The organism is Pseudomonas sp. IT-232MI5, assembly GCF_949767845.1.
GTDB lineage: Bacteria > Pseudomonadota > Gammaproteobacteria > Pseudomonadales > Pseudomonadaceae > Aquipseudomonas.
In genome coordinates this window covers 618429-636827 of the sequence record NZ_CATKQE010000011.1, presented here as the reverse complement: position 1 = coordinate 636827, position 18399 = coordinate 618429, and the positions used below count along the sequence as shown (strand labels likewise).

Sequence of the window (18399 nt, the reverse complement as noted above, 5' to 3'; positions counted from 1 at the left end):
GTCCTCGGATTGCGCTGTGGGATGAAGCTACGGGGCATACGTTGCAATTCGCCGTTGCATCAATCAAATTGTTTGTTGTTATGCCAGCCATCAGCGAGAGTTATTCATGAACCTGTTCCAGCTCCGCGCGTTCGACGCCGTGGCCCGTGAAGGCAGCTTCACCCGCGCCGCCGCGCGCTTGTTCATCAGTCAGCCGGCGGTTACCGGGCACATCAAGTCGTTGGAGGAGCACTACCAGATCACTCTGTTGCGGCGCACCGCGCGTCGGGTGGAACTGACCGAGGAGGGCACCAAACTCGCGGCGATTACCCGCGCAATGTTTGGCCTCGCGGAAGAGGCGCAGACGATGCTCGAGGCCAACCGGCAATTACTCACCGGACGGCTGGAAGTGGCGGCGGACGGGCCGCACATGGTCATGCCGATGCTCGCCAGCCTGCGTGCGCGGTATCCGGGGATCACCGTGAATCTGCGTTTGGGCAATGCTCAGGAAACCCTCGCGGCGTTGTTGTCGGAACACGCCGATGTGGCGGTGTTGACCGAAGTGGAGCCGCGCAAAGGCTTGCATCTGCAAGCGTTGAGCGAATCACGGATCTGCGCCTTGGTACCGGCAGGGCATGCGTGGGCGATGCGCACCGGGGAAGTGAAGCTCAAGGAGCTGGATCAAGTGATCATGGTGTTGCGCGAGCCGAGTTCGATCACCCGGCGCACGTTTGATGAGGCCTGTGCGCAGGCGTCGATCCATCCGCGCGTGTTGCTGGAGCTCGATAGCCGTGAGGCGGTGACCGAAGCCGTTGCCGCTGAGTTGGGCGTTGGCGTGGTGTCCTCGGTGGAGGTCAGTCATGACCCGAGGGTGGTGGCGATTCCGATTGTCGGCGAAGGGCTGGTTAATCGGCACATGATTGGTTGCATGGAGCGGCGCCGGGATTTGCGCTTGATTCAGGCGTTCTTTGGCTTGGCGCCGGCCTGATACACCGAGTCGCCCCAATCGCTGGCAAGCCAGCTCCCACAGTGATCTCGGTCGTTCAAAGGTGCTGGGTACAGCCAAGAAACCTGTGGGAGCTGGCTTGCCAGCGATGGGGCCGGTATTCCTTACACAAGACTGTCGCGAACCATATCGAGGAAGGTCGCCACCACCCGTCGATTGCTTTGCTCGCGCAAACACACCAGCGTCTCCGTCAGTCGTCGTGTGCAATCTATTATCGGCAACGCACACACCCGCGAATCCGCACCAAACTCCGCCGCCGAAACAACGCCGACACCAATCCCGACCACCACCGCCTCGCGCGCCGCTTCCCGCCCCTCAACCTGAATCGCCGGACGAATACGAAACCCCGCCCGCGCCATTTCCTCTTCCAGCGTTTGCCGCGTCACCGAACCGTGTTCACGCAACACTAGCGGCGTGTCATCCAGGTCTGCCAGGCAAATCGATTCACGTTCGGCCCACGGATGATTGCGTGATACGAACGCCACCATCGGATCATTGCGCAGCGGCACACACAGCAAGCGTTCATCACTGACATCACGCCCAAGCAACGCCAGATCGGCCTGATAGTTGAACAGGCGAAACAGCGATTCATCGGTATTGCCGGTCTCGATCTTCACGCTGATGCCCGGATAGCGCTCACAGAACCGCGCGATCTGCGGCAACACGTGCACCGGCGCATCCACCGCCAGAATCAGGCTGCCGGTCTGCAGGGCCTGGGATTCCTGCAGCAGTTCCTGCGCTTCGGCTTCAATTACAAACAGGCGCTGGGTGATCGCCAGTAAGCGCTCGCCCAGGTCGGTCAGGCGCACGGAACGTTTATTGCGGTGGAATAGCAAAACGCCGAAACGCTCTTCGAGTTTGCGCACTTGGTCGGATATCGCCGGTTGCGTGAGAAAAAGGCGCTCGGCGGCTTTGGTGAAGCTTCCATGCACGGCCACGGCGTGGAAGGCTTTGAGTTGGGCGTGGGACACCGACATGCAGTCACCTGATCGATAAGTCAGTAACAAGCTGAGCTTATGTGTGAAATACGATAAATCGATTTTATTTATTAAACAGTAATTGCTTTGATCGGTTCACGCCATCGCTGACTGCCCGCTCGGGCAGCACGGTGGCCATGAGCCTGTGCGTGCAACAGCAGGACTCATCTGACCGATATTGCCGTAGGGACGGGGTGATATCGCAGTGCTCAACAATAAAAACACAGGCGTTTTGCTTAACGATTCTGCCGGCACACTCACACCCTGAGGTCAGAACCACCATGAACAAGCACATCGGCACCATTGCGCGTTGGCGCGTGCAGATTTTCGCGATTACCTGGCTGGCGTACGCCGCTTTCTACTTCACCCGCAAAGCGTTTTCGGTGGCCAAACTGGGCATCGCCGAAGACCCCACCTTCATGCTCGACAAAATGGCCATGGCCAACCTCGATGCGATTTATCTGGCGGCTTATGCCCTCGGCCAGTTCACCTGGGGCATGCTCGCTGACCGCTTTGGCCCACGGGTCGTGGTGCTCGGCGGTTTGCTGATTTCCGCAGCGGCGGCGTTGGTGATGGGCAGTTTCGCCACGTTGCCGATCTTCGCTACCTGCATGCTGATTCAGGGCCTGGCGCAATCCACCGGATGGTCGGGATTGTGCAAAAACCTCGGCAGTTTTTTCCCTTCCCAACAACGCGGGCGAGTGCTCGGGTTATGGAGTTCCTGCTACGCCTTTGGTGGTCTGGTAGCGTCGCCGTTCGCCGGTTGGTGGGCGTATACCTTGATGGGCACCTGGCACGCGGCATTCATTTCCAGTGCGGTGGTGGTTGCCGTGGTGGCGGTGTTGTTCTTTATCTTCCAGCGCAATAAACCCGAAGACGTCGGCTTGCCGGCGGTCGAGCCGGAGCCTGAACTGACGGCGGAAGAAACCGAAGCCAACAGCAAACTCAGCGTCTGGGAGCCGTTGAAGGAAATCCTGCGTAACCGCACGGTGCTGGTACTGGGTCTGGCGTATTTCATGTTGAAACCGGCACGATACGCGATTCTGTTGTGGGGGCCGGTGATTGTCTTTGAACAGATGCCGAGTGTCGGCAAGGTCGGCGCGGCGATCATTCCCACCTCGTTCGAACTGGCCGGGTTGCTCGGGCCGATCCTGATCGGGCTGGCCTCGGACAAACTCTTTGGTGCCCGGCGCATGCCGGCCTGCGTATTGAGCTTGTTGGCGCTGACTGTGACGCTGGCGCTGTTCATGGCTGCGTTGCAGAGCGGCAGTGTGTTGCTGGTGGTCGCATTGTTGTTTGTCATGGGCCTGACCCTCTACGGCCCGGATTCAATGATCAGCGGTGCCGCCGCGATCGACTTCGGCAAAGCCAAGGCCGGCGCCACGGCGGCCGGTTTCGTCAACGGCTGCGGCTCGGTCGGCGCGGTACTCGGCGGTTTGCTGCCAGGCTACTTCGACTCGGTGACGGTGTTCATCGTCTTCGCCGGTTGTGCGCTGTTCTCGGCGCTGGTGCTGATTCCGCACTGGAACAGCCGTCCGGTCGGCGTGATGGAGCCGCGTGCCTCAATCCCCAATTGCCCGCTGACGATCAAACCCCTGCGTTCCTGAAACCCTTTGCCTCGCGGCCTGCTGCGGCGCTCGCGGCAGGCTGGGTCGTGGCCATCTGACTTGGAGTACCCCACATGAGACCGTTTTGGCTGGAGCAGGCCTTGCAGGCCGACAGCTCTGAAACCTGCCCGCCGTTGCACGGCGAAGTCCGCGCCGATGTGTGCATCGTCGGCGGTGGCTACACCGGGTTGTGGACGGCGATCATGCTCAAGCAACAGAACCCCGAACTCGATGTGTTGCTGATCGAAGCGGACATCTGCGGCGCTGGCGCCAGTGGGCGTAATGGCGGGTGTGCGCTGTCGTGGTCGGCGAAGTATTTCACCCTTGAGCGCCTGTTTGGCGTCGAGGAGGCGGTACGTCTGGTCAAGGAATCGGAACGCAGTATCCACGCGATCGGCGAGTTCTGTGAGCAGTACGGTGTCGACGCCGATTACCGTCTGGACGGCACGCTGTACACCGCGACCAACCGCGCGCAAGTCGGTTCGACCGACGCGGTGATTGCCGCACTGGAGCGCAATGGCATCAACTCGTTCACCCAGCGTCCGCTGGCCGATGTGCAGCGCATGGCCGGTTCGAGCAAACATCTGGAGGGCTGGTTCTCGCCGGCAGCGGCCAGTGTGCAGCCGGGCAAACTGGTGCGTGGCTTGCGTCGGGTGGCATTGCAGTTGGGTGTGAAGATTCACGAAAACACGGCAATGACCGGTCTGGAGGAGGGACGCCCGGCGCGCTTGCAGACGCCGAATGGCACGGTGATCGCTGATCGCGTGGTGCTGGCGATGAACGCGTGGATGGCCCGTGCCTTCCCGCAGTTCGAACGTAGCGTGGCGATTGTTTCCAGCGACATGCTGATCACCGAACCGCGCCCGGATCTGTTACAGGAGATCGGTTTGACCAGTGGCGTCACCGTGCTTGATTCGCGGATTTTCGTGCACTACTACCACAACACCCCGGACGGCCGGATCATGCTCGGCAAGGGCGGCAATACCTTCGCGTTTGGCGGGCGCATGCTGCCAGTATTCGATCAGCCATCGCCCTATGCCGGCCTGCTGAAAAACAGCCTCGCCGACTTCTTCCCGGCATTTGCCGATGTCAAAGTCGAGGCCACCTGGAACGGCCCGTCGGATCGCTCGGTCACCGGTTTGCCGTTCTTCGGCCAGATGAGCAGCGCCGGCAATGTGTTTTACGGTTTCGGCTATTCGGGCAGCGGTGTCGGCCCATGTCACATGGGCGGGCAGATTCTCGCTTCGCTGGTGCAAGGCCTGGACAATCCATGGACGCGTTCGCCGCTGGTCAACGGGCCGCTGGGCTACTTCCCGCCGGAGCCGATCCGTTACCTCGGCTCGCTGATGGTGCGCAACGCCATCCGCCGCAAGGAGCGCGCCGAGGATCACGGCCGGCGGCCTCGGCATCTGGATGTGCGTCTGGCCAAATTTGCCGCAGCGGCGGGCAAGGCCGACAAAGGTTGAAGCACGGCGTGTTGATGTAGCGGGATCAGCGGGCGTCGCTGTTGAGCAGCCAGTCGAGCAACAAGTCGTCGTCGCGTGCGGGCGGTGGTTCGCGAGGCGTCGGGTTGGGTGCGTTGCCCAGACAGAGAATTGGCCGGTCCGGGTCGCTGTCGAGGAAACTCACCCACACTTCACTGCCGGCGCAGGGCAGTTCGTCCCGTGCGAATCGACCATTGGCTCGCGTCATGGCGATGGGCAGCCAGACCGCGTCGCTATCAAGTGTTTGCGATTGTTCCGAGGGCCACAGCCTGACGGCGACTCGACCTTGCTCATCGAGCTGCGCCGGTTGCCCGATGGGTCCGACCACCTGTGCCAGGTGATACCCAGCGATGGCCGGGCGGGTTTGTTTGAGCGCTGGACGGTAGTCGGTCGACCAGGGCTGGGCGGTGAAATCGTTGTGGTAGCGGTGCCGCGGCGGTGTCGGATCCAGAATCGACGGATGTTGCCCATGATGGCGTATTGAAGTGAGTCGCCATTGTTCGTTGAAGTGGCTGATCGGATGCGCCGACACTTGCAGCAGATGCCCACTGAGCAAGCCCACCCGGTCAGAGCGGCCGTTGATCGTGCGATGCTGGCAGCGTTGCCGTTCCAGATGTCGACGGCTGCGTTGTTCGTGGTGACGTTGTTCGAGAGAGGGTATCGGCGGCAGGGGATTGGCTGTGATGTGGTTGGCGGCATCGTCGCTGAGCGCTTGCTGCCCTCGATTACGCACCGCATGCAGTGTGGCGATGGGGGCAGCGTGATGATGCTGGTACAGCGCACTGACGCAGGGGGAGGGCGTTTGCTCGCAAGCCTTGAATGCAACCAGAACCGGCATTTGCGGCAAGCTCAGGCTGTCATCGGCAAACACGACAATGTGCCCGTCCACCCGGTGTTCGAAGTGATAGTGAATGCCTTCCTCTTCGCAAAGCCTGTCCAGCAGCGCCAGATCGCTTTCTTCGTACTGGATGCAAAACGGCCGGATCGGGTATTGCCCGACGCTCATTTCAATCCGGTAGCCGTCAGCGGGCAAGGCATTTTCCGTGAGCAATTGCTCAAGGATCTGCGGCACGCTCAGTTGCACGAACACGCGCCGTTTGCTCGGCTGGGCCAGCCTCTGCAGGCGCGGCACAACCGTCAGTCGATAGCCGATCCGGTGTGTGCCTCGATGTTCGCAACTGGCACTGTCGATCACGCCGTGAATCCCATGATGGTCGTCCAGGCGCAGAAATGCCGGTTGATGCAGAAATGTACCCGGCGCCATGGCGGGGGCCAGGCCGATCAGTTCGATGTCGAAACGGTAGGGCTGGTTGAGCGCTTCCTCGCCGTGAAAGCGCACCACTGGCAGGCACAGACCGCTGTCGGTCAGGGTCAGGGTAAAAGGACTTTCCTTGTCATTGAGCATTCGAACGGGCTCTGTCAGGCAATACGGGCCTGAGAGGGTACGAAACCGCAGCGTTGAATGGTCATGTCAAATCCGTTTTTCAGAATCGCCCTACACGCTTTGGTGAAGATGTCGATTCCACATTGCGTTTTTTTGGTCGATTGCCGACTTTAGGCCGTATAAACTTGGCGCCACGCGTCGGCCAATAGATGTCTCGGCGCCACAGATCAAGAGAGTGAGTAATGGGCGCACAGTGGAAGGTTAAACACAAAGAAGCGGCAGCCAACGCCAAAGGCAAGATCTTCGGCAAATTGGTGAAGGAAATCACCATCGCTGCCCGCAACGGTGCCGATACCACCACCAACGCACACCTGCGTCTGGTGGTCGAACAGGCCAAGAAAGCCTCGATGCCAAAAGAAACCCTGGACCGCGCGATCAAGAAAGGCGCCGGTCTGCTGGGTGAAACCGTGCAGTACCATCGCGTGACCTACGAAGGGTTCGCCCCGCACCAGGTGCCGCTGATCGTCGAGTGCGTGACCGACAACATCAACCGTACCGTCGCGGAAATCCGCGTGGCGTTCCGCAAGGGCCAACTGGGGGCTTCCGGCTCTGTGGCCTGGGACTTCAACCACGTCGGCATGATCGAAGCCTCGCCGGACACCCCGGACGCCGATCCGGAAATGGCCGCCATCGAAGCCGGCGCGCAGGATTTCGAGCCAGGCGAAGAGGGCGCGACGCTGTTCCTGACCGACCCTACCGATCTGGATGCGGTGCAGAAAGCACTGCCAGAGCAAGGTTTCACCGTGTTGTCGGCCAAACTCGGTTACCAGCCGAAGAACCCGGTGAGCGGTTTGAGCGACGAGCAGATGGCTGAGGTTGAAGCGTTCCTCGAAGGCCTCGACAACCATGATGACGTGCAGGACATGTTTGTTGGCCTGGCGGGCTGATCTGTTTCTCCGGTGATGGCCTCATCGCGGGCAAGCCCGCTCCCACAGGTTCAGAGGTGTCCACACATTTTGTGAGCGACTCGGACACTGTGGGAGCGGGCTTGCCCGCGATTGACTGCGCAGCAGTCAGCTTTGCCGCAGAACCGCATTAACTTCAGCAAACCCCGGCCGCGCCAGCACCTCCGCCTGACAGCAACGCCGCTCCAGCTCTTCGAGCACCGCACGCAATTCATCACTCAACCCCGAGTCGATGCGTGCCAGCAATTCCCCCAGCAAAATCCCGAACGCGCGCACTTCAATACGTTGTAACGCCCGTGTTTCTGCTGTGTCGGCAACCGCGTGAAACGACGCCCCACCAAAATCCCCGAGCAGGCAATCGCCGCGTTCATTCAACAGAATGTTGTGCGCGTAGAGATCGCCGTGGGTAATGCCTTGCCGATGCAAGTGTTCTGCCGCCGAGGCAATGCCTTTGGCAACGTTCAGCGCAACCTCGGCGCTGAACCGGCAATCATCGGCGTAAACATCTCGCGAGCAGGATGCCAGGCTTGGCAGGTCGGCGAGGTTGCGGAAAGACGGATCGATCAACTGCATCACCAAGCCTTGCTGGCCGTCGGGATGGCCATTGATGCGCCCCTCGATGCGGATCAGATTGGGATGCAGACCGGCGGTGATACAGGCATTCATTTCGTGCAGCGGTGAACCGTCGCTGGTCATTTCACCTTTGTACAGTTTCACCGCGACCGGCGTCACTGAGCCATCGTCGCGTTGCCAGCTCGCCCGGGAAATCACCCCCGAAGCGCCTTCACCCAGCCGTTGCTCCAGGCGCAGCGCTGACCAAGGGATGTGCGGCGTCGCTTCCAGCGCGGCGGCGTTTGCCTCGGTTTCCAGCGGATTACCGGCGTAGGCCAGCCACGTCAGGCTCGGCAGCGCGAGCAGCCACTGCGGCAGTTCGGTCAGGCGGTTGGCGGCAATGCGCAGCAGCTCCAGTCGATGGCAGTTGCTCAGCGAGAACGGCAGCGCTTGCAGGCGATTGCCGGACAGCATGAGTTTTTGCAGGGCCGGGCGCTCACCGAGTTCGCTTGGCAGGCTTTCGATGCAGTTGTCGGTCAGGATCAGCCAGCGCAACTGAGGCGGCAGCGCTTGAGCGGGGACGTTGACGATGCGATTGGCCCTGAAACCGATCATCGTCAGCGCCGCGCACTGGCCGAGACAGGCTGGCAGTTCGGTGAACGGGTTATCGGAGCAGAACAGCACGCGCAGGCGCGTCAGACGATGCAAGTCATCCGGCAGGCTGCTCAATTGGTTGCCGCTGAGGTTGAGGATTTCCAGGGTGTCGGCCAGGTCGAAAATCTCGCGCGGGAACTCGGTCAGTCCACAAGACAGATCCAGACGCGTAATGCCCGACAACTCGCCGGCGCGCAATTGAGCAAGGGTGTGCATGTTGGTGTTCGCTATTGTTCAGTGGAGCGACGCTGGGGCGCTGGGAATGGGCAGCATGATAACGGCAAAGCCCGGGTTTGAATTGGACAGATGGCGAAACTTCAGTAGCCCTTGGTGGGAGCGCGCCTGCTCGCGAAGGCGGAGTGTCAGAAGCTGATGTTTTGACTGATAGGGCGCTTTCGCGAGCAGGCTCGCTCCCACAGGGGAATAGCGTGCTCAGATCGTCCCGTGCACTTCTTGCAACTGCCCCAAGCGGCTGCGCGTGCGCGCCAGGTCGATGACATGGCCGTCCATGCTTTCGCGCAAGGGCAGTCGACCGAGCAGCGTCAGGTGCTTATCCTGGTCGTACAGCACGTCGATCAGGTTGATGAAACGCTGTTGCGCGGCGATCGAGCATTGCGCCAGTTCTGGCAGATCATCAATGATCCAGCGGTCGAAACGTCGACACAGTTCCAGGTAATCCATGACCGCCGTTGGCTGTTCACACAGGTCGTTGAAGGTGAAACCGACCCGCCGCTCCTGACAAAACCGCGCCTGAAACTGCCGGGTGCCGACTGTTAGCGTGACGGTTGGTGCGTCGGCAGGTGGCAAATCGAGGGCGGCGCGCTGTGCTGGCGTCGCCGGCCACACGTAATGCCCTTGGGTGAAGATCTGATGTGCAGAATGGCGCGTCTGGCTGCGGTAATCGTGCGGGCCGCCGACCTCCATCACCTGCATGCGCGTATTGATCAGTTCGATCACCGGTTTGAAGCGGGCGTGATAGAGCGGATTGGGCAGCAGGCCTTCAGGCGCGTAGTTGGAGGTGACCAGCAGCAGGATCCGCCGCTTGAACAGTGCCTTGAACAGCCGGGTGATGAGCATGGCATCGCCGATGTCATGCACATGAAACTCGTCGAAACACAGCACCCGGCAATCTTGCAGCAATTCGTCGAGGCAGACTTCGAGAGCATCGTCGTGCTCGCGATGACTGAACATGGCCTGATGCAATTGCGCGAAGAACTGATGGAAATGCAGACGCCGTTTCTGGGTGATCGGCAAGGCTTGAAAGAAACCGTCGAGCAGCCAGCTCTTGCCTCGCCCGACAGCGCCGAACAAATAGAGGCTCTGGGGTGTGCGAGCGCTTGCGCCGAGCAAAAGACTCGCCTGCTGCGCCATGCAATCGATGACGCACTGCTGGCTGTGGCTGAGGGTGTAGCCCTGACCACTGGCCTTTTGCCGAAAGTAATCGCGGATCGACTGGGCACTGGCATCATGGCCGGCACTGGCCGGAAAACCTTTGCCGAACCAGCGGCGCAACGCCGGCCAGCGCTGGATCAGTCGTGATCGTTTCGGCGGTTGGGCAGGCACTGTGGGCGTCTCCGTGTTCGTCAAGACCGGCTCCCGGGAGCGCGGCAACGTAGTGTAACCAGACGCCGACTTGGCCAGCCACCGCGACGATCCGAGAGTGGGCGGTTATTGGACAAATTCGTGCGGCATGTACAGCTATTTTTAGCGACATGGCTCGAGGTGTTGCCAACCTTTCGAAACATATCTCGGGCGATCCCTGGATCCAATCGACTGGCGGAATCGTCGACCATTGCTAACCTCAATCACAGAAACGACGTCGCAAGCGATCGCTGACAAGGAACGGCGCAGTGAATGTACAGGTAGTCATGGGCTTGCTGGTTGTACTCGTTGCGCCTGTTCATGCGGCGGATCTTCAAGTCGAAGTGCGCGTTGACGTGCAGCGCGGCTGCCAGTTGATCGGCCAGCAGCGTGGCGCCGGCATTGAGCAACTGGGTGTGCTCGACTTCGGCAGCACCGCACGCCTCGATGACCCCGCCGGGCCATTGGCTGCCGCATTGACCAATCAGCGCCTGCCACGGCTGGAGTGCAACCCGGACACGCCGTACCAGATGCGCGTCGATGGCGGCTTGCATGGCGGTGTCGGTGAAGTCCGCTACATGGCCGGTTCGTTCGGCAGCAAACCGATTCCGTATCGTTTGTATCAGGACGCGGCGCGCCGGGTACCGCTGGTGGTGGATGTGCCAGTCAGCGGGCGGGTGCCGGACAGTGGCACGGTAGAACTGCCGCTGTATGCGCGGATCGAACGCCTGGCTGGGGTGCCGCAGGTCAGTCGTTATTCGGATCTGGTCAAGGTGACGGTTACCTGGTGATCGCGGTATCAAGGCAACCGCTGGACGCGGGTGCACAAGGAAGGCGTTCAATCATGAGCGCGGTGATCGATTCAGCGTGAAGGAGCAGGGACGGGCGCAATGACAGGCAAACACTGGATGGTGGTGGCGGCAGGTACGCTGGCATTGCTCGCAGATGACGCGCAAGCGGCGATGAGCGGGCAGATCAATGCGCGGCTGATCCTGATTGCCGGCTGCGAAGTCACCAATACCAGCACGCCCGAGAGCCCGGTCAGTGCCCTCGGCACCCTCGATTTCGGCCTTCAGGGGCCCACCTGGAACGCACCGATCAAGGCCAGTCTCGACGGTGACAGCAGCGGTACACTCAACGTTGCCTGCAATCCTTCGGTCACCGGCTTCACCGTCACTATCGATGGCGGTACCCACGGTGACGGCAACACCCGGCGCCTGAGCAACGGCCGCCAGACCCTTCCCTATCAGCTGTTTGTCGATCCCTCCGGCGCCCGGAGCTACAGCATCGGCCAGCAACACAATTTCGCTGTCACCAGCGGTGCGCAGATACCCATTCCGGTATTTGGCTCGGTGGTGGCGAATACCCGCGCGGTGCCGGCAGGGGTCTATACCGACACCCTGACGGTGACGCTCGACTGGTAAACCCGTAGAGGACGGACACCATGCGTACGTTTGCATCAAGGATAGGTTTGTCGTTACTCGGCCTGGCGCTGGTTTCCAGTGCCAACGCCGCCACCACGGTCACCGGCCAGATCACCTCCAGCCTGATCCTGATCAGCAGTTGTCAGGTCAACGGCGCCGGCGGTTCCACCGGGCTGAACTTCGGTGCGTTGAATTTCGGCACCGCCAACAGCCTGTTCACCACCGCCACCGGGCAGGTGTTGGGCGGTGGTGGCGGGGCGCTGTCGATTCTCTGCTCCAGTGGCACCACGCCGACGGTCAAGGTGCGCGCGGGTTCCCATGACGGCATGTCGCCGGGCGGCACGCGAGCGTTGTATGACGGGGTGGCCAATTACGTGCCGTACGACTTGTACACCGATGCCGGGCACTCGCAACTGCTGGCGATCGACGGGACCATCAACCTTGCGGCCAGCACCGGTGTCGCGCAGACGGTGAACCTCTACGGTCAGGCGGTGGGCAAGGCCGGTTTGCCGGCGGGGACTTACACCGACACCGTCGCTGTTGAACTGACGTTCTGATGCCATGCGCTGCCATGGCTGCGCCGCGTTGCTCCTGCTTTGTGCGGGCAGTGCACCGCTGCCGCTGACCGCCGCGACCAGCCAGAGCTTTCAGGTCAGCGCCACGGTCACTGCCGGGTGTCTGGTGGTGGGCGGGGTATCGAATTATGGCGGGCTGAATTTCGGTTCACGTTCGGCACTGGCCACCGGCACCGTACAGGTCGCGCTGACCGGCGGGGTGCAGTTGCAATGCACGCCGGGCGTAACGCTGAACATGAGCGTCGATGGCGGCCAGTACAACAGCAGCGGCCGGCATATGCAGGTCAACAGCGGCAGCGCGCGGGTGGCGTATGCACTGTTTCGTGATGCGGCTTACAGCCAGAGCCTGGGTATTGGCCAGAGTGTGGCGGTGGCTTACAGCGATGCGAACAACATCAGCCTGCCGATTTACGGTCAGGTGCAATTGCCGGGCAATCAGCCTGGGGGGACGTACAGCGACGTGTTGCAGGTGCAACTGTCGTGGTAAGGCGAAGTTGAATGGCCGACAAGGAGCAGGTTTATGGGGGCAGTTACGTCACGGCATTCGCTCGTGTGTTGCGCGATGTGCGCGGTGGTCATGTTCGGGGCAAGCAACGCACACGCTGCCAGTTCGGTGCTGATCTGGCCGATCGATCCGGTGCTGGAGGCTGATCAGCAGGCCAGTGCGCTGTGGCTGGAGAACCGCGGCAGCGAAACCGCCAATCTGCAGATCCGCGTGTTCGGCTGGAGCCAGAGTGGGTTCGCCGAGCAATACCAGAACCAGCGTGACGTGATCGGCAGCCCACCGGTGGCGAAAATCGAACCAGGGCAGAAACAATTGGTGCGTCTGACCCGGACCAAGGAAGTGCCGCCGGGGCAGGAACTGGCCTATCGAATCATCATCGACGAAATTCCCACTGCGCAACCAGCGACTACCGACGGCGGCAAAACCGCCGCCGCGATCCGCTTCCAGATGCGTTATTCGGTACCGCTGTTTGCCTATGGCGCCGGGCTATGGAGCAAGGAAGACAGCAGCCGCGCGCGGGATCCCAAAGGTGTCGGCCTGCCGCAGTTGAGCTGGCGCACGGTGGCGGTGGACGGCAAGCCCTATGTCGAAGTGCGCAATCAGGGCGCGGTGCATGCCCGGCTGACCGACGTGGCCATCAAACAGGCCGGGCAGAGCAAGCCATTGGCCGAAGGGTTGTTGGGTTATGTGCTGCCCGGTGCGGTGATGCGCTGGCCGGCACCGACGCCGCTGACCAGTGATTCAGCGTTGCAGGTACGAGTAAATGGCGCGGCACAGGTGCAGAGCATCACGCCAGCCAAGTGAGTGAGTCGTAGCGCAGGCATCTGGCGTCGACGCAAGCGGTATCAGGAGGATTGAGTCCATTGACGGACGTAAAGCGCGTATGAGCCCAGGACGGGTTCGCCGTATTCAGCGTCCGTTGTGGCTCATCACCGGCGCGTGTTGCCTGATGTTCATTCAACCATCCGGGGCCGGCGATCTGCCGCCGCCACCCAGCGGCATGGAGGCCGTGAGTGATGCACAGTTGTTTCTGGAACTGGTGGTCAACCAGATGAATACCGGGCGCGTAGTGGCGGTGCAGCAGCGCGACGGGCGCTTGTTTGTCCCGGCGACGGCGTTGCGTGAAACCGGCATGAAACTGCCCGACAGTCTCGGCGCCGAGGTCGATCTCGACAGTCTGGCGGGGCTGCACTCTGACTACGACAGTGTTGGTCAACGCCTGCTGCTGGACGTGCCGCCGGACTGGCTGCCGGAACAGTTCATCGGTAATCGACAAGCCTATCCGCGCACCCCGGCGCTGAGCAGTTTCGGCGCGCTGTTCAACTATGACCTGTACCTCAACGACACTGACGATGCCGGTACTTACCTGGCGGCGTGGAACGAAGTGCGGCTGTTCGACAGCTGGGGCACGCTGTCCAACACCGGTCAGTATCGGCAAACCTTATCCGGTGATTCGCTCAACACGCTGGACAACGGCTACTTGCGATACGACACCACCTGGCGTTACTCCGACGACGAGCGAATGCTTACCTATGAGGCCGGCGACGTGATCAGCGGCGCTTTGCCGTGGAGCAGTTCGGTGCGTCTGGGCGGCGTGCAGTTCTCGCGGGATTTCGCGGTGCGCCCGGATCTGGTGACCTATCCGTTGCCGCAATTTGCCGGTGAAGCAGCGGTGCCGTCCTCGGTGGATCTGTTCATCAATGGCTACAAGTCCAGCAGTGCAGACTTGCAGCCCGGGCCGTACACACTGACCAATATTCCGTTCATCAACGGCGCTGGCGAAGCTGTCGTTGTGACCACTGATGCGCTCGGTCGGCAGGTCTCGACCACGGTGCCGTTCTATGTCACCAGCACCTTGCTGCAAAAAGGCTTGAGCGACTTTTCCGTGGCCGCCGGTACGTTGCGTCGCGACTACGGCTTGAAGGATTTCAGTTACGGGCCGGGTGTCACCTCAGGCAGCCTGCGTTACGGCATCAGCGACAGTTTCACTCTGGAAAGCCATGCCGAAGCGGCCGATTCGCTGACACTGGGCGGCCTCGGCGGCAACCTGCGTCTGGGCAATTTCGGCGTACTCAACAGCGCGATGAGTCAAAGCCGCTTCGACGGCGAGGGCGGGCAGCAATTAAGCCTGGGCTATCAGTACAGCAACCAGCGTTTCAGCTTTTCTTATCAGCGGCTGCAACGTCACGCTCAATACGCCGATCTGACCGTGGTCGACAGCCCGTACATCAGTCTTAGCCGGCGTAGCGAGCAAGCGACCCTGAGCCTCAACCTAGACCGCTGGGGCAGTCTCGGCGCCGGTTATTTCGATGTGCGCGCGGCGGACGATTCGCGCACGCGGCTGCTCAACCTCAGCTGGAGCAAGCCGCTGTGGCGCAACAGCAGTTTCTACCTCTCGGCCAACCGTGAGATCGGCGACAGCAACTGGGCGGTGCAGGCGCAACTGGTGATTCCATTCGATCTGCGCGGCAGCCTGGCGATCAGCAGCGATCGCAGTAAAACCGGGCAGAGCCAGCAGCGGGTCAACTATAGCCGCGCGGTGCCGACTGAGGGCGGCGTGGGTTTCAATCTGGGCTACGCCAAGGGTGATGGTGCTGATTATCGTCAGGCCGACGTCACCTGGCGTCTGCAATCGGTGCAGTTGCAGGCCGGCGTCTACGGTACTTCCGACGCCGAAACCCGTTGGGCCGATGCCAGTGGTTCGCTGGTGTGGATGGACCGTCAGGTGTTCGCCGCCAACCGCATCGACGATGCATTTGTGGTGGTCAGTACTGAGGGTTTTGCCGACATTCCGGTGCGCTACGAAAATCAGCAGGTCGGCCAGACTGACAAGAATGGGCATCTGCTGGTGCCGTGGAGCAGTGCCTATTACCGCGGCAAGTATGAAATCGATCCACTGAATCTGCCGGCCAACGTGCGCAGCCCCAACGTCGAACAGCGCATCGCTGTGCGGCGTGGCAGCGGTTATCTGCTGGAATTTCCGCTGACCCGAGTGATTGCCGCGAGCATCGTGCTGGTCGACGCGCAGCAGCGCGAGTTGCCGCTGGGCGCGGGTGTGCTGCATGAGCAGAGCGGGACGCGGACGGTGGTCGGTTGGGATGGGCTGGTGTATCTGGAAAACCTGCAGGCGCAGAACTCGTTGCAAGTGACGCTGGCCGACGACAAGACCTGTCAGGCGCAGTTCAGTGTCGATCTGAATCAGGATCAGGTGCCGTTGATTGGCCCGTTGGTGTGCCAATGATGTTCCGGCGATGGCTGTTATGTCTGGCACTGCTTATACCCGGGGCGGTGCAGGCCGCGTGCTCGGTGGTCAGCACCACGCCAGCGGCGTTTGGCACGCTCAGTTCGATTGCCGTGCGCACAACTTCGCAACCCAGTTCCACGTTGAATGCGGGTTTGAGTTGCACCGGTTCGCTGCTGTCCCTGCTGACCAGCAACGACCACTTCTGGGGCACCGTTTCATCGACTCAAAGTGGTCTGGTCGGGCCGACCGGCGATGTCATCAATTACACGATCTACGCCAACAACAGCACCAGCTATCCGCTGACTCGCGGCACTGCCTATGACTTTGCGCGCAACGGCATCATCGATGCTCTGGGCCTGCTCAACGGTACGACGCCGAAAACGGTGCCGCTGTATCTCGGTACCACCATTGGCAGCAACGTCGCCGCCGGGGTGTATACCGAAACCCTGAGTATTTTCTGGAACTGGAATTACTGTTCGGGCATCGGCATCGGTGCTATTTGCCTCGGGCGTGATATCGCCAACGGCACGACGTCGTTGACGGTGAACTTGACGGTGTCCAACGACTGTACGATTACCGCACCGAACATTGCCTTCGGCAGCGCGCCGGTGGTCAGCGCGTTCACCCCGGTGACCGGACAGACGATCAATCTGGCCTGCACCAAGGGCAGTGCCTACACCGTGGGGCTGAGCGACGGGCAGAACGCGGTGAGTGTCGGTGGCCGGCGCCGGATGATTTCCGGAAGCAATTATCTGGCCTACGACATTTTCAAAAGTGCCGGCACCACGCGTTGGGGCAGTGTCGGCGCGGCACGGCGGGCGAGTACCGACGCCGAGGTCAATCCGGGTAACGGCTTGGGCACGGGCAGTCAGATCTTCAACTACAACGCGAAGATCTACACCGACCAGACCACGCCGCCGGCGGGCACGTATCTGGACAATGTGGTTTTGGACGTGGGTTTCTGAGCTGACACGATCCTTTGTAGGAGCTGTCGAGTGAAACGAGGCTGCGATCTGTTGATCTTGCCCTTAAGAACAAGATCAAAAGATCGCAGCGTGCCGCAGCTCCTACGTAGAACAGCGGTGTTTTCAGAATTGCAGTGATTGCTTGAGCTGTTGCGCCGCTGGCGTATCGACCGGGCTGACCATGGCGTAGTTGTACCCGCCACCCGACCAGTATTCGGCCTGCAAGTCGCCATCACTGCGGCTTCCACGCGGCAAAAAAGTGTTCTTCGGCCCCGGCGGGCGCACGTAGAAACTCACCTTGTGGCCACTGCCATCCTCATACATCACCATCGCTGCCGGGCCTTCGTCGGTGCTGAGCAGGCGTCCGCTGACCGGTTCAAACCCGGCCGCCTTCAGATCCGGTAAACGACTGGCCCGGTTGAAATAACGGTCGAGCCAGCGCTGCATGTCGCCATCACTGTCGACCTTGTAATCAGCCGGCAGCATGCCTTGCTGGGCAATCAGGCGATAGGCTTGCAAGGCGTCGGTCATCGGCAACATGGACGGGCGCACCAGGGTCATTTCCCGAGCCTGCCAACCACTGAATCCGCCGACGCTGACCGCGATCAGCAACACCGCCGCGCTGGCGAGATGGCGACGCGATTGACGCTGGCGGCGCTGGCGAATCATCGCCGGATCAAGCGCCGGGTTGGCCGGTTGCTGCAATGCGCCGCTGAGTGCCGCGCGCAATTGCTGGGCATCCTGTTGCCAGGCGCGAACCTGCGCCGCTTCATCCGGGTGACTGGCCAGCCAGGTCTCCAGCACACGCCGGTCGGCGTCGCTGAGCTGGTGGTCGACATAGGCGTGCAGGTCACGCTCGTTGGGAGGCAGGCTGATCATTTGAGTATCCGCAAAGAAGGGCTGCTGATTTCGCCGTCGCTGAGTTGGCGCAAGGCCTGGCGGGCGCGGGACAGGCGCGACATCACGGTGCCGATCGGGGCGCCGAGAATCTCGGCGACCTCTTTATAGGAAAGACCTTCCACCGAGACCATCAGCAGCAGGGCGCGCTGTTCGCTGGGCAGGCGATCGAAGGCTTGCAGGGTCGACTGGGCGATGACGGTGCGCTCGACCGAGGGCTCGGCGTCGTCGCGACCGGTGAAGAATTCGAGCATGCGCGCATAGCGTCGGGAGCGCCGATGGGCGTCGAGAAACTGCCGATAGAGAATCGCAAACAGCCAGGCGCGCAAGTCGCCGTCGGCGCGTTTATCGCCCCAACTCGACAGTGCCCGCTCGAGGCAAGCCTGTACCAGATCGTCGGCGCTGCTGCTGTTGCGTGTCAGTGACACGGCAAAGCGGCGCAATCTGGGAATGATTTCTCTCAACTGTTCGTCGAATTCGCTCATGAAATTCTGCTAGTCACTACGCTGTGGACTAGGGAGACGCCCGTCGTTGGAGGTTATTCCACGTTCGGAAAAATAAATACCGTCGCGTGGAATAAACCCGGACGAGGCGCGTCTT

17 protein-coding genes are annotated in these 18399 nt (G+C 61.2%); 11 read left to right on the top strand and 6 right to left on the bottom strand.

The genetic code is table 11. The features are described 5' to 3' along the window. The first annotated feature begins 106 nt into the window (after window positions 1-106). On the top strand, window positions 107-967 hold the full coding sequence (locus ACM6JQ_RS11795) for a LysR substrate-binding domain-containing protein (protein WP_414893850.1): 861 nt from the start codon (window positions 107-109) through the stop codon (window positions 965-967). 122 nt (window positions 968-1089) lie between these two features. On the opposite strand, the gene ACM6JQ_RS11790 is transcribed toward ACM6JQ_RS11795, so the two are convergent. Next, on the bottom strand, window positions 1090-1962 hold the full coding sequence (locus tag ACM6JQ_RS11790) for a LysR family transcriptional regulator (RefSeq protein WP_007917288.1): 873 nt from the start codon (window positions 1960-1962) through the stop codon (window positions 1090-1092). Window positions 1963-2243: 281 nt separating this feature from the next. Between ACM6JQ_RS11790 and ACM6JQ_RS11785 the strand changes: the two genes are divergently transcribed. After that, the gene (locus ACM6JQ_RS11785) at window positions 2244-3569 is read left to right on the top strand and encodes an MFS transporter (RefSeq protein WP_007917286.1); all 1326 of its coding nucleotides are present in this window, start codon (window positions 2244-2246) and stop codon (window positions 3567-3569) included. A 74-nt stretch (window positions 3570-3643) separates the two neighbouring features. After that, window positions 3644-5035 carry an FAD-dependent oxidoreductase gene (locus tag ACM6JQ_RS11780; protein WP_095113721.1) on the top strand — a complete coding sequence of 464 codons (1392 nt, stop codon included), beginning with the start codon at window positions 3644-3646 and terminating at the stop codon, window positions 5033-5035. A 25-nt stretch (window positions 5036-5060) separates the two neighbouring features. On the opposite strand, the gene ACM6JQ_RS11775 is transcribed toward ACM6JQ_RS11780, so the two are convergent. Continuing rightward, a complete protein-coding gene (locus ACM6JQ_RS11775) occupies window positions 5061-6458 on the bottom strand; it encodes a type VI secretion system Vgr family protein (protein WP_414893849.1) in 1398 nt (465 codons plus the stop codon). A gap of 221 nt (window positions 6459-6679) precedes the next feature. On the opposite strand from ACM6JQ_RS11775, the gene ACM6JQ_RS11770 reads away from it, so the two are divergent. Continuing rightward, complete coding sequence (locus ACM6JQ_RS11770) at window positions 6680-7384, top strand: YebC/PmpR family DNA-binding transcriptional regulator (RefSeq protein WP_007917279.1); 705 nt, start codon at window positions 6680-6682, stop codon at window positions 7382-7384. A gap of 126 nt (window positions 7385-7510) precedes the next feature. On the opposite strand, the gene ACM6JQ_RS11765 is transcribed toward ACM6JQ_RS11770, so the two are convergent. Further along, on the bottom strand, window positions 7511-8824 hold the full coding sequence (locus ACM6JQ_RS11765) for a leucine-rich repeat-containing protein kinase family protein (protein WP_095113719.1): 1314 nt from the start codon (window positions 8822-8824) through the stop codon (window positions 7511-7513). 216 nt (window positions 8825-9040) lie between these two features. Beyond that, the gene (gene zapE, locus ACM6JQ_RS11760; RefSeq protein ID WP_095113718.1) at window positions 9041-10171 is read right to left on the bottom strand and encodes a cell division protein ZapE; all 1131 of its coding nucleotides are present in this window, start codon (window positions 10169-10171) and stop codon (window positions 9041-9043) included. Window positions 10172-10476: 305 nt separating this feature from the next. On the opposite strand from zapE, the gene ACM6JQ_RS11755 reads away from it, so the two are divergent. The 7 genes from ACM6JQ_RS11755 (at window position 10477) to ACM6JQ_RS11725 (ending at window position 16902) form a co-directional block, all read left to right on the top strand. Next, window positions 10477-10980, top strand: coding sequence for a spore coat U domain-containing protein (locus ACM6JQ_RS11755; RefSeq protein ID WP_095113717.1), 504 nt, complete (start codon window positions 10477-10479; stop codon window positions 10978-10980). Window positions 10981-11079: 99 nt separating this feature from the next. Beyond that, window positions 11080-11613, top strand: a complete 534-nt coding sequence (locus tag ACM6JQ_RS11750) for a spore coat U domain-containing protein (RefSeq protein ID WP_007917274.1) — start codon at window positions 11080-11082, stop codon at window positions 11611-11613. Between the two features lie 20 nt (window positions 11614-11633). Beyond that, window positions 11634-12170 carry a spore coat U domain-containing protein gene (locus ACM6JQ_RS11745; protein ID WP_007949687.1) on the top strand — a complete coding sequence of 179 codons (537 nt, stop codon included), beginning with the start codon at window positions 11634-11636 and terminating at the stop codon, window positions 12168-12170. Between the two features lie 4 nt (window positions 12171-12174). Then, window positions 12175-12675, top strand: a complete 501-nt coding sequence (locus tag ACM6JQ_RS11740; RefSeq protein ID WP_007917272.1) for a spore coat U domain-containing protein — start codon at window positions 12175-12177, stop codon at window positions 12673-12675. A gap of 33 nt (window positions 12676-12708) precedes the next feature. Then, window positions 12709-13497, top strand: a complete 789-nt coding sequence (locus tag ACM6JQ_RS11735; RefSeq protein ID WP_095113716.1) for a molecular chaperone — start codon at window positions 12709-12711, stop codon at window positions 13495-13497. A gap of 79 nt (window positions 13498-13576) precedes the next feature. Continuing rightward, window positions 13577-15934, top strand: coding sequence for a fimbria/pilus outer membrane usher protein (locus tag ACM6JQ_RS11730; protein ID WP_414893847.1), 2358 nt, complete (start codon window positions 13577-13579; stop codon window positions 15932-15934). Further along, complete coding sequence (locus tag ACM6JQ_RS11725) at window positions 15931-16902, top strand: spore coat protein U domain-containing protein (protein WP_007917267.1); 972 nt, start codon at window positions 15931-15933, stop codon at window positions 16900-16902. Before ACM6JQ_RS11730 ends, ACM6JQ_RS11725 begins: the two co-directional genes overlap by 4 nt. A gap of 123 nt (window positions 16903-17025) precedes the next feature. On the opposite strand, the gene ACM6JQ_RS11720 is transcribed toward ACM6JQ_RS11725, so the two are convergent. Continuing rightward, window positions 17026-17781 (bottom strand): anti-sigma factor family protein, encoded by a 756-nt coding sequence (locus tag ACM6JQ_RS11720; RefSeq protein WP_095113715.1) that lies wholly within the window; start codon window positions 17779-17781, stop codon window positions 17026-17028. Further along, window positions 17778-18284, bottom strand: coding sequence for a sigma-70 family RNA polymerase sigma factor (locus tag ACM6JQ_RS11715; RefSeq protein ID WP_007917263.1), 507 nt, complete (start codon window positions 18282-18284; stop codon window positions 17778-17780). The genes ACM6JQ_RS11720 and ACM6JQ_RS11715 overlap by 4 nt, the downstream gene beginning before the upstream one ends. Window positions 18285-18399: the final 115 nt, after the last annotated feature.